Genomic DNA, 11,123 nt, shown 5'->3' with positions numbered 1-11,123 from the left:
CGTGCCGGGCCCCGGTGCGGGACCCGGCACGGCGGGATCGATCGGGACGGATCAGGCGTTGGGGTCGTGGATGATCACGCCACGGACGTTCACGCCACTGATCAGGTCGTCGTAGCCCTGGTTGACCTGGTCGAGGGTGTAGGTGTTGGTGATCAGCTCGTCGAGCTTGAGCTGACCCGCCTGGTACATGTCGACCAGGCGCGGGATGTCCTTGAACGGGTCCCCGGAGCCGAACAGCGAGCCCTGGATGCGCTTCTCGAAGAGGGTGAGCACCGAACCCGACAGCTCGATGGTCGTCTTGGCCGGGTCGGCCAGGCCGGTGACCACCACGGTGCCACCCTTGCGGATCGCGTTGAACGCGTTCGTCACGACCGCCGAGTCGACGACCCCGACGGTCACGATCGCCTTGTCGGCGCCGACGCCGTGGGTGAGCTGCTGCATGAGCTCGTGGGCCTCCTCGGCGGTGGCGCAGGAGTGGGTGGCGCCCACCCGCTCGGCCATCTCCCGCTTGTTCGCGAGCGGGTCGATGGCCACGACGTTGGCCGCACCGGCCAGCGCCGCACCCTGCACCGCGTTGATGCCGATGCCGCCGACGCCGTAGATGGCGATCGTGTCGCCGGGTTCGGTGGCGGCCGCGTGCACAGCGGAGCCGAAGCCCGTCGGCACGCCGCAGCCGATCAGCACCGCCGTGTTCAGCGGTACGTCATCGGCCACCTTGATGCAGGAGTTCTGCGAGATCGTGGCGCGTTCGGAGAACGTGCCGAGCATGCACATCCCGCCGAGATCCTCACCGGCGTCGGAGTGGAACCGGTAGGTGCCGTCGGGCAGGCACCCGTCGAGGATGGTGGCGCCCTGGTCGCACAGGTTGGTCATGCCGCTCGCGCAGAAGCGACAGTGCCCGCACACGGGCAGGAACGAGCAGATGACATGGTCGCCGGGCTTGAGCCGGGTGACACCCGGACCGACCTCCTCGATGATCCCGGCGCCCTCGTGGCCTCCGACGATCGGGAACCGCGGCACGATGTCGCCGTGTCGCAGGTGCTCGTCGGAGTGGCACAGGCCGGCGGCCACGTACTTGATCAGGACCTCGCCCTCCTTCGGCGGGTCGAGCGTGAGCTCCTCGATTTCGAACGGCTTACCCACTCCACGCAGGACGGCGGCCTTGGTCTTCATCAACCCTCCAGTTGTCGGCCCGGCGGGCCGCTCATGGATTTCTCGTGCCTCGAAAGGTGGCGCTCCACGGTGGTTGAGTGCGTGTCTGCGGCCGAGCTGCACACCGCGCCACGGCCCATTCGTAGCAGCATGCGCATGCCGCTGTGAAGCACGCCCTAACCCAAAGGACGAGCCCATTCGGAGATGTACCGGCAGCCGGGTGATCTTCTACGAAAGATTGCCGAAGCGCCATCACGCAGTAGAGTTTTCTCATCCAACCCGAAGCGGAGCGTCCGTATGTCCGAGCTGTTCAACGCCGCGGAATACCTCGTCGATCGCCGGGTCACCGCCGGTGACGGCGACCGAATCGCCGTCCGCCACCCGGGCGGCACCCTCACCTACGCCGAGCTCGGCACCGAGGTCCGACGGGTCGCCGCCGGGTTGGCCGCCATCGGCGTCCGCCCCGAGGAGCGGGTGCTGCTGTGCATGGTCGACGACGTCGAGCTGTTCACCGGCATCCTGGCCGCGATGTACCTCGGTGCGATCGCGGTGCCGTCCTCGACCATGCTGACCGGCCCAGAGCTCGGCACTCTGGTCCGCGACTCCCGGGCCAGGGTGCTGTTGGGCAGCCACCAGTTCACCGAGGTCGTGCACACGGCCGCGACGGATGCGCCCGATCTGCGCCACGTCGTGCTCACCGGATCGCCCGGTTCCGGCACGGTCGGGGGCGTCACCGAGCTGACCTGGCGGCAGCTGCTCGATGCCGGCGCGGGCTCGCCCCTCACCGCCCCCTACCACACGTGGGCCGAGTCGCCCGCGCTGTGGCTCTACACGTCCGGGACGACCGGAACCCCCAAGGGGGCCATGCACCGCCACCACGACATCCGCTACGTCGCCGAGACCTATGCCCAGCAGGTTCTCGGCATCGGCCCGGACGACGTCTGCCTTTCGGTGGCCAAGCTGTTCTTCGCCTACGGCATCGGCAACTCGATGTTCTTCCCGTTGTCGGTCGGCGCGTCGGTGCTGCTCGAACCGTCCCGGCCGAACCCGGCGCTGTATGCCGAGCGCATCCGCGCACATGGCATCACGCTGTTCTTCGCGGTTCCCAGCTTCTGGGGACCCCTGCTCGCCGCGGACACCGTGCCGCCCGACGCGTTCGCGACCGTCCGCACCGGAGTGTCGGCGGGCGAGACGCTGCCGGCGCGGATGTTCCACGGAGCCCGCGACCGGTTCGGGTTCGAGGTGCTCGACGGCATCGGGTCCACCGAGGCGCTGCACATCTTCATCTCCAACCTCCCGGGCAAGGTCGTGCCGGGCAGCTCGGGCTATCCGGTGCCCGGCTACCGAGTGCAGCTGCGCCGCGCGGACGGCACCGTCATCGAGAGCGCCGGGGAACCCGGGATGCTGTATGTCGCGGGCGAGTCGATCTGCACCGGGTACTGGTGCCGCACCGAGGTGAACCGCGCGGTGTTCCACGGCGAGTGGATCCGAACCGGTGATCAGTACGTCCGCAACGACGACGGCAGCTACACCTGTCTCGGGCGCACCGACGACGTGCTCAAGGTCGGCGGGATCTGGGTGAGCCCCTCCGAGGTGGAGTCGCGACTGCTCGAGCACCCGGACCTGGCCGAGGCCGTCGTGGTCGGGGTGCCCGACGCCGACGGGCTGGACAAGCCGATCGCCTATGTCGTGCCGAGGCCCGGCGCGGTGGTCGACGCGGACGAGGTCATCGGGTTCTGCCGGGCCGGGCTGGCCTCCTTCAAGCGGCCGCGCGCGGTCGTCACCGTCGACGAGCTGCCCAAGACCGCGACCGGAAAGGTCCAGCGCTACCGGCTGCGTGCCCTCGCGGGCTCCGCACCGTCGCCGAAGCCCGGCGCCACCCCACGGCATGATGTTCTACAGAATCGACACACTAGAGCAACTATGTTGTAGAGTGATGGGCATCCGACCGCGCACGAGCGCAGGAGGCTCCCATGACGATGGCCGAAGGCACGCCGGTCGACCCGGATGCCGCCCTGACCCCGAAGGTGTCCTTCGACGCGACGCCGGACAGCTACCGGCATTGGCGGTTGGAGATCGATGGGGAGATCGCCTGGTTGTGGTTGGACGTTCAGGAGTCGGGGGGGTTGGTGCCGGGGTATGAGTTGAAGATGAACTCGTACGACCTGGGGGTGGATATCGAGCTGTATGACGCCTCGCAGCGGTTGCGGTTCGAGTATCCGCAGGTGCGTGCGGTGGTGGTGACCAGTGGTCGGGACCGTAATTTCTGTGCGGGGGCGAACATCCGGATGCTGGCGCAGAGTTCGCATCCGTGGAAGGTGAACTTCTGCAAGTTCACCAATGAGACCCGTAATGGGATCGAGGATGCGACCGCGTGCTCGGGGCAGATCTGGATCGCGGCGCTGAACGGGACCGCGGCCGGTGGTGGGTACGAGTTGGCGTTGGCGTGTGAGCGGATCCTGTTGATCGATGACAACTCCTCGGCGGTGTCGTTGCCGGAGGTGCCGTTGCTGGGGGTGTTGCCGGGTACCGGGGGGTTGACCCGGGTGCTGGACAAGCGGCGGGTGCGTAAGGACCGGGCCGATGTGTTCGCCACCCGGGCGGAGGGGGTTCGTGGGCGGCAGGCGGTGGAGTGGGGGCTGGTCGACGAGGTGGTGCCGAAGCGGGCGTGGGAGGCCACGGTGCGGGAGCGGGCGGCCGCGGCGGCGGCCGGTTCGCGCCGGCGGTGTCCGGGCGGTGGGGCGCGGGGGGTCGCGCTGTCCCCGTTGCGCCGGACCGAGACCGCCGAGGGCATCTTCTACCGGCATGTGCAGGCGCGTGTCGACCGGGCGCGGGGTCTGGTCGAGATCACCGTCCATGGGCCCTCGGGTGGGGTGCCCGAGTCGCTGGCGCGGGTGCATGAGCTGGGTGCGGCGTTCTGGCCGCTGGCGATGACCCGTGAGCTGGACGATGTGATCCTGCGGTTGCGCAGCAACGAGCTGGAGCTGGGCACCTGGGTGATCCGCACCCGGGGGGCGGTGGAGGATGCGCTGGCGTTCGAGCGGCTGATCGCGCAGCACAGCCGCGACGACTGGCTGGTGGGCGAGATCCGGCACTACTTCAAGCGGGTGCTCAAGCGGCTGGATGTCACCTCCCGGTCGTTGATCGCGTTGATCGAACCGGGCTCGTGTTTCGCCGGGGCGCTGGCCGAGCTGGCGTGGGCCTGCGACCGGCAGTACATGCTCGACGGCACGCTCGACGAGCGGGCCGGTGAACAGGCCGACGAGGCGCAGATCATCCTGTCCGAGTCGAACTTCGGCGCGTTCCCGATGGGTAACGGGCTGTCCCGGCTCGGGTCGCGGTTCTACGGCGGCGCCGCGCAGGACGATCACCTCGCCAAGCTGCGTTCGGAGATCGGGCGGCGGCTGGGCGCGCGGGAGGCGTACGAGCTGGGGCTGGTGACCGACGCCCCGGACGACATCGACTGGGCCGAGGAGATCCGGATCCTGCTCGAGGAGCGGGCGGCGCTGTCCCCGGACGCGCTGACCGGGCTGGAGGCCAACCTGCGGTTCGCCGGCCCCGAAACCATGGAGACCCGCATCTTCGGCCGGCTCACCGCCTGGCAGAACTGGATCTTCACCCGGCCCAATGCGTCCGGCCCGGCGGGCGCGCTGCGCCGCTACGGCACCGGGCGCAAGGCCGGCTTCGACCGCACCCGCGTCTGAGAGGTACCGACATGCCGATCGATTACAGCGAGAAGATCCCGAACAACGTCGACCTGGCCAGCGACCGCCGGTTGCAGCGCGCGCTGGAGTCCTGGCAGCCCAACTTCCTGACCTGGTGGCGCACGATGGGTCCGGCGCTGCCCACCCGGGACGTGTACCTGCGCACCGCGGTGGACGTCGGCCGCGAGGGCTGGGCCCGGTTCGGGCACGTGGCGATGGAGGAGTACCGCTGGGGGGTGTTTTTGGCCGAGCGCGGCGACGACCGGCGCATCGGGTTCGGGCAGCAGCGCGGCGAGCCGGTCTGGCAACAGGTCCCCGGCGAGTACCGGGCCGACCTGCAGCGGCTGATCGTGATCCAGGGCGACACCGAACCCGCCTCCGTGGAGCAGCAGCGCCGCCTCGGCGAGACCGCCCCGTCCCTGTATGACCTGCGCAACCTGTTCCAGGTCAACGTCGAGGAGGGCCGCCACCTGTGGGCGATGGTCTACCTGCTGCACGCCTACTTCGGGCGCAACGGCCGCGAGGAGGCCGAGGCGCTGCTGCAACGCAACTCCGGTGACCTGGACTCACCCCGGATCCTGGGCGCGTTCAACGAACAGACCCCGGACTGGCTGAGCTTTTTCATGTTCACCTACTTCACCGACCGGGACGGCAAGTACCAGCTCGGCACGCTGAAGGAGTCGGCGTTCGACCCGCTGTCGCGCACCTGCGAGTTCATGCTCAAGGAGGAGGCGCACCACATGTTCGTCGGCACCACCGGCATCGACCGGGTGGTCGCGCGCACCGCCGAGCTGATGCGCGAGCACGACACCGACGACATCGCCCCGCACGGCGGCATCCCGCTGGAAGTGATCCAGCGCTACCTCAACTTCCACTACTCGGTCTCCCTCGACCTGTTCGGCTCCGAACAGTCCACGAACGCGGCCAACTACTACACCGCCGGACTCAAGGGCCGCTGGCAGGAGGAACGCCGCCGCGACGACCACCAACTCACCGACGACTCCACGAAGATGACCCTGGTCAAAAACGGCCGGCTCACCACCGAAGAGGTCCCCGCCCTGCTGGCGCTCAACCACGACCTGCAGTCCGAGTACGTCACCGACTGCCACTCCGGGCTCAAACGCTGGAACCGGCTACTGGACAACGCCGGCATCGACCGGCACCTGACCCTGCCACACATCGGGTTCAACCGCCGGGTCGGCCTCTTCGCCGACCACCACATCACCCCGGCAGGCAACCTCGTCGGCCAGGACACCTGGAACGCCAAGATCAACTCCTGGCTGCCCAGCGCCGCCGACAAGACCCACGTCCAATCCCTGATGCACCCGGTCTACCAACCCGGCAAGATCGCCAGCTGGCTCACCCCACCCAGCAACGGCATCAACGGCAAACCCCTCGACTACGAGTACGTCCACCTGGCCTGATCAGCCCACCACCAAGCAGACCCGGCCTGAGCCAGCGCCTCGCCCGACTCCCATGCCTTGACATGATCGCCCGCGGCCGGGCCGGCTTCCCTTGCGGCGATCTTCCCGGGACAACCGGCGGCCATTACCGTTGGACCCGGCATCCTCCTGGTGCGGCTGGACGACAAGCCCGTACACCCGCCGGGAGGCTGTCCCGAGCCTTCAACGCGCAGGTCGTGACCACGACGAGGGGAAGGCGTGCTTGAGCCGCCGCTGACCGTCTTAATGTGCCGTCGCGGAAATCGATGGTGGGTCTGTGCGCGGGCGGGCGCGTGCTGATGGGCACTGACGGTGTACGTGCGCGGCTGCTCGGGACCGTGGACCTGTGGTTCGGCGAGCAGCGGCTTGCACCGCTGGCGTCGGCCCGCGCGGAGTCGCTGCTCGCCTACTTGCTGCTGCACCGCGACGCGCCGCAGCCGCGGCAGCGGCTGGCGTTGCTGTTATGGACTGACTCGACGGAGGCCCAGGCACACACGAACCTACGCAAGGTCTTGCACATCCTTCGGCGTGCGCTGCCCGACTCCGAGCGTTTGATCGATGTCGGGCCACGGACGCTGCAATGGCGCGCGGACGTACCGCTGTGGCTGGACGTCGAACAGTTCGAGCGGGCGCTGGCTGAAGGGCGGCTCGAGGAGGCAGTCGAGACCTACGCCGGCGAGCTGCTGGAGGGCCGCTACGACGAGTGGCTGGTGGTCGAACGCGAGCGGCTCACGGGGCTGCACCTGGAAGCGCTTGAGCGGCTCGCGCGCCAGCACGAGCAGGACCGGCGATGGCCCGAAGCCATCCGCTGCGCCGAGCGGCTGGTCGCGCACGATCCGCTGCGTGAGGAGAGCCACCGGATGCTGATGCGGTTCTGCGCCGCGGCCGGGGACCGCGCCCGTGGCGTGCGCGCCTACCACGTCTGCGCCGCGACGCTGGAACGCGAGCTCGCGATCGAGCCGGCGCCCGAGACCCGCGCTGTCTACGAGTCGCTCGTCACCGCCGAACCGGCCGGCGCCCGCACTCCGGACCCCGCGACCGCACGCTCGGAGGCGATGCCGGCGCCCCGCGAAAGACCAGCTGGGACATCGCCCTTCGTCGGGCGCGTCGCCGAGCAGACCCGGCTGCTCGCTGCGTGGCGTACAGCGGCCGCCGGTCGGGCGCAGTTGATGCTCGTCACCGGCGAGGCCGGCGTCGGCAAGACGCGGCTGGTCGACGAGCTGCGCGCGCAGGCGAAGGCGGTCACGGTGGAAGCACGCGCCTATCCGGCGGAGGGCCCGCTCGCCTATGGGGTCGCCTCCGGATGGCTACGCTCCCAGCCGGTCGCAGCGCGGCTGTCTCGGCTGGACAAACCGCACCTCACCGAGCTGACACGGCTGCTGCCCGAGCTGGCCGCGCACCTGGCACCGCCCGAGCCGCTGCCTGAGGCAGAGTTGCGGCGACGCCTGTTCGCCGCGATCGGGGGCGCGCTCCTGGCCGCGGGCGCGCCGCTGCTGCTGATCGTCGACGACGCGCAGTGGGCCGACGCACAGTCGCTGCGCCTGATTCACTACCTGATACGCACCGCGCCGTCGGCGCGGCTGCTTGTGGCCGCCACGGCCCGACGCGAGGAGCTCGACCCAGGCCATCCACTCGTCGGCCTCTCCATGGCCCTACAGGCGCTTGAACGCTTCAGCGAGATCGAGCTCGATCGGCTTGACCGCGAGGAGACGGCGCTGCTCGCCGAACGCCTCACCGGGGCGCCGCTGCACGGGGCCGAGCTGCAGCGCCTCTACGACGACAGCGAGGGCAACCCGCTGTTCGTCGTGGAGGCGCTGCAGCCCGATGCACCGGTGGCCGCGTCGAAGGTCCAAGCGGTGATCGCCGGTCGCCTGGCCCGGCTCTCGCGGCCCGCCGCGCAGCTCGCCGGTGTCGCCGCGGCGATCGGCCACGCCTTCACCGCAGACGTGTTGGCCGTCGCCGGCGGACTCGACGACCACGCGTTGGTGGGCGCGCTGGATGAGCTGTGGCGCCGCGGCATCGTGCGTGCGCACGGTCCCAACGCCTACGACTTCAGCCACGGCAAGATCCGCGATGCGGCCTATGCCGCTCTGAGCCCGCCGCGGCGGCGTCAACTGCATCGCGCTGTTGCGGGGGCGCTCGAGCAGAGCGAAGGTGCGGCCGCGGCGGCCGTCGCGCGGCATTACGCGCATGCGGGCGCCACCACCAAGGCGGTCCGCTGGCACGCGCGGGCGGCCGAGGCCGCCCAGTGGCTGCACGCCCACACTGAGGCCGTCGGTGCACTCGAGCGTGCCCTGGCGCTGTCCGAGGGTCTGCCGCCCGGCCCCGACACCGCCGCGCTGCAACTGCGGCTGCTCACGGCGCTGCCGGCGCCGCTGGTGGCCTGTGAGGGGTACGGGTCGCAGCGAATGGCGCGGGTGCATGCGCGGGCCCTCCAGCTCGTCGAGCAGCTCGGCAACGAGCCCGAGCCACCGCTGGTCTGGTCGCTTGCGCTGGCCGCGCTCACCAGGGGCGACTGGGACTCAGCGCGCGAGTTCGGCGAACGGCTGCGCGCTCGTGCCGAGCGCGACGGCGATCCGATCCTGTGGGTGGAGAGCGACTACATCCGCGGAGTTGCCGCCTACTGGCCGGGGCGCCTGGCCGAGGCGCGCGACCATTTCGAGGCAGCACTGCGGCGCTTTCGGCCCGCCCGCCGTCACGCGCACGTGTTGCGCTACGGGCAGGATCCCGAGCTGCTCGTTCGGCTGCGACTGGCCCACACGCTCTGGATGCTCGGCCACCCCGAGGAGGCCGACCGCCAGCAAGCACTCGCGATCGCGGCCGCCCAGCGGTCCACCCATGCCTACAGCCGCGCGGTCGTCTGGGTCTGGGCGTCGATCCTGGCCCTGGATCGGGGCGTCGCCGCAGAGCTCCGCCGCCACGTGGCAGCGCTTGACGCCTCTGCGGTGGACGATGCACCCCGGCAGATCCGGCTGCCCGCCGAGATGTTCGGGGGCTATCTCGACGTCCTCGAGGGCCGCGGTGAGCAGGGGCTCGCGCGGCTGCGCGGTGTGCGTGAGCACCTGGTAGCCGGCGAGGCGCCCGCCCCGGGAGTGCCGGGCGTCGCCACCCGGACGTTGCTCGCCGGCTACGCGCTGGCCGGCGAGCCGCAGGCCGGCCTGGCACTGGCCGACGAGGCGCTCCGCATGGGCCGTGGCGCGGAGCTTTGGGAGGTCGAGATCCGGCGCCTGCGCGCGGCGTTCCTGGCCGCACTCCGGGCGCCCGCCGGCGAGGTCGACGCCGAGCTGCGGCGAGCGCTCGCCGTCGCGCGCCATCAGGGGGCGCGCGCGTTCGAGCGGAAGGTGCAAGAAACGCTCGCGCAACGCCATCCGGATCACCATCGTGCTCTCCGACGACGGCAGGAGGAGCGATGACCACCACCGATCCAGCGGATGCCCTGCGCCTGCGATTCTCCGGGGAGGTGCTCGGACCGGCGCAGCCCGGCTACGACGCGGCGCGCCAGGTCTTCAACGCGATGATCGATCGCCGCCCGGCGGTGATCGCCCGCTGCGCGACGACCGCGGACGTGGTGGCAGCCGTCGAGTTCGCCCGTGAGCGCGGGCTCGCCATCGCGGTCCGCTGCGGCGGCCACAGCGTCGCCGGGCTGAGTACCTGCGACGACGGCGTGCTGGTCGACCTCAGCGGCCTGAAGTCGATCACCATCGATCCTGCAGCGCGCACCGCGAGAGCGGGCGGCGGCGTGCTGTGGGGCGAGTTCGATGCGGCCACGCAGGCGCACGGACTCCATGCGCCGGGCGGCCGCGTCACCACCACCGGACTGGGCGGCTTCACCACCGGCGGCGGCTACGGCTGGACCTCCTGCAAGCACGGCCTGGCCTGCGACAACCTCCTCTCGGCCGAGGTCGTTCTCGCTGACGGGAGCGTCGTGCGTGCCAGCGAACAGCAGCACGCCGACCTGTTCTGGGGCATCCGCGGCGGCGGCGGGAACTTCGGCGTGATCACTGAGTTCGAGTTCCGGCTGCACCCGCTCGGCCCGACCGTGCTGGCCGGACTGACGATGTTCCCGATCGAGCGCGCGCCGCAGGTCCTGCGAGGCTGGCGCGACTGGGCCGACTCCGCACCCGACGAGCTGGCCACCGCATGTGTCGTCCTCACCGCGCCGCCCGAGCCGTTCGTCCCACCGCAGCTGCACGGCAAGCCGGTGCTCGGGATAGCGGCGCTCTACGTCGGGCCTCCCGACCACGGCGCCGAGGTGGTCAGGCCGCTCACGCAGCTCGACCCCGTCGTCGACCACCTCGCCCCGATGCCCTACACCGCCTTCCAGGCGGCCCTCGATCCGTTGGCCCCGTGGGGGATGCGCAGCTACTGGCGCGGCGAGTACATGCGCGAGCTCAGCGACACCGCCATCGACACGTTCCTCGCCCACGCCGTCGGCCTGACCGCCCTCGGCGCGCCGCTGAGCCAGATGGTCATCTTCCGGATCGGCCAGGGTGTCGCGACGGTGCCCGACGAGGCGACCGCCTTTTCGCACCGCGACGCGGGCTACCTCTTCCACCCGATCTCCGTCTGGGCGGAGCCAGGCGACGACGAGCGGATGATCGCTGGAAACCGCGCGTTCGCCGCTGCCATGCGCCCGTTCAGCACCGGCGCGTCGTACCTCAACTTCACCCCGGAAGCCGGGCGCGTTCGCGACGCCTACGGCGCGGAGAAGTACGCGCGTCTCATGGCGCTCAAGGACAGGTATGACCCAGCCAACCTCTTCCGGCTCAATCAGAACATCCGCCCCAGCCGACCCGCTACCGAGGCCGCCCTTGCGTAACCGGGG

Annotated in this window: 6 protein-coding genes; 5 read left to right on the top strand and 1 reads right to left on the bottom strand. The window is 70.5% G+C overall.

The window, feature by feature from the left end; all coding sequences use genetic code 11:
* Positions 1-51: 51 nt before the first annotated feature.
* A complete protein-coding gene (locus ACFQE5_RS13340) occupies positions 52-1,173 on the bottom strand; it encodes an NDMA-dependent alcohol dehydrogenase (RefSeq protein ID WP_379585214.1) in 1,122 nt (373 codons plus the stop codon).
* Between the two features lie 276 nt (positions 1,174-1,449).
* On the opposite strand from ACFQE5_RS13340, the gene ACFQE5_RS13335 reads away from it, so the two are divergent.
* The 5 genes from ACFQE5_RS13335 (at position 1,450) to ACFQE5_RS13315 (ending at position 11,117) form a co-directional block, all read left to right on the top strand.
* Positions 1,450-3,084: a benzoate-CoA ligase family protein gene (locus ACFQE5_RS13335; RefSeq protein ID WP_379585213.1), complete on the top strand. Its 1,635-nt coding sequence runs from the start codon at positions 1,450-1,452 to the stop codon at positions 3,082-3,084.
* A gap of 41 nt (positions 3,085-3,125) precedes the next feature.
* Complete coding sequence (boxC, locus tag ACFQE5_RS13330) at positions 3,126-4,856, top strand: 2,3-epoxybenzoyl-CoA dihydrolase (RefSeq protein ID WP_379585212.1); 1,731 nt, start codon at positions 3,126-3,128, stop codon at positions 4,854-4,856.
* 11 nt (positions 4,857-4,867) lie between these two features.
* On the top strand, positions 4,868-6,280 hold the full coding sequence (boxB, locus tag ACFQE5_RS13325) for a benzoyl-CoA 2,3-epoxidase subunit BoxB (RefSeq protein WP_379585211.1): 1,413 nt from the start codon (positions 4,868-4,870) through the stop codon (positions 6,278-6,280).
* A gap of 317 nt (positions 6,281-6,597) precedes the next feature.
* Entirely contained in the window at positions 6,598-9,711 is a 3,114-nt protein-coding gene (locus ACFQE5_RS13320) for an ATP-binding protein (protein ID WP_379585210.1), read from the top strand.
* Complete coding sequence (locus tag ACFQE5_RS13315) at positions 9,708-11,117, top strand: FAD-binding oxidoreductase (protein ID WP_379585209.1); 1,410 nt, start codon at positions 9,708-9,710, stop codon at positions 11,115-11,117. The genes ACFQE5_RS13320 and ACFQE5_RS13315 overlap by 4 nt, the downstream gene beginning before the upstream one ends.
* Positions 11,118-11,123 lie beyond the last annotated feature (6 nt).

Origin of the sequence: Pseudonocardia hispaniensis (assembly GCF_042658695.1) — a bacterium.
Taxonomy (GTDB): domain Bacteria; phylum Actinomycetota; class Actinomycetes; order Mycobacteriales; family Pseudonocardiaceae; genus Pseudonocardia; species Pseudonocardia hispaniensis.
This window is presented reverse-complemented; position numbering and strand designations above follow the sequence as displayed.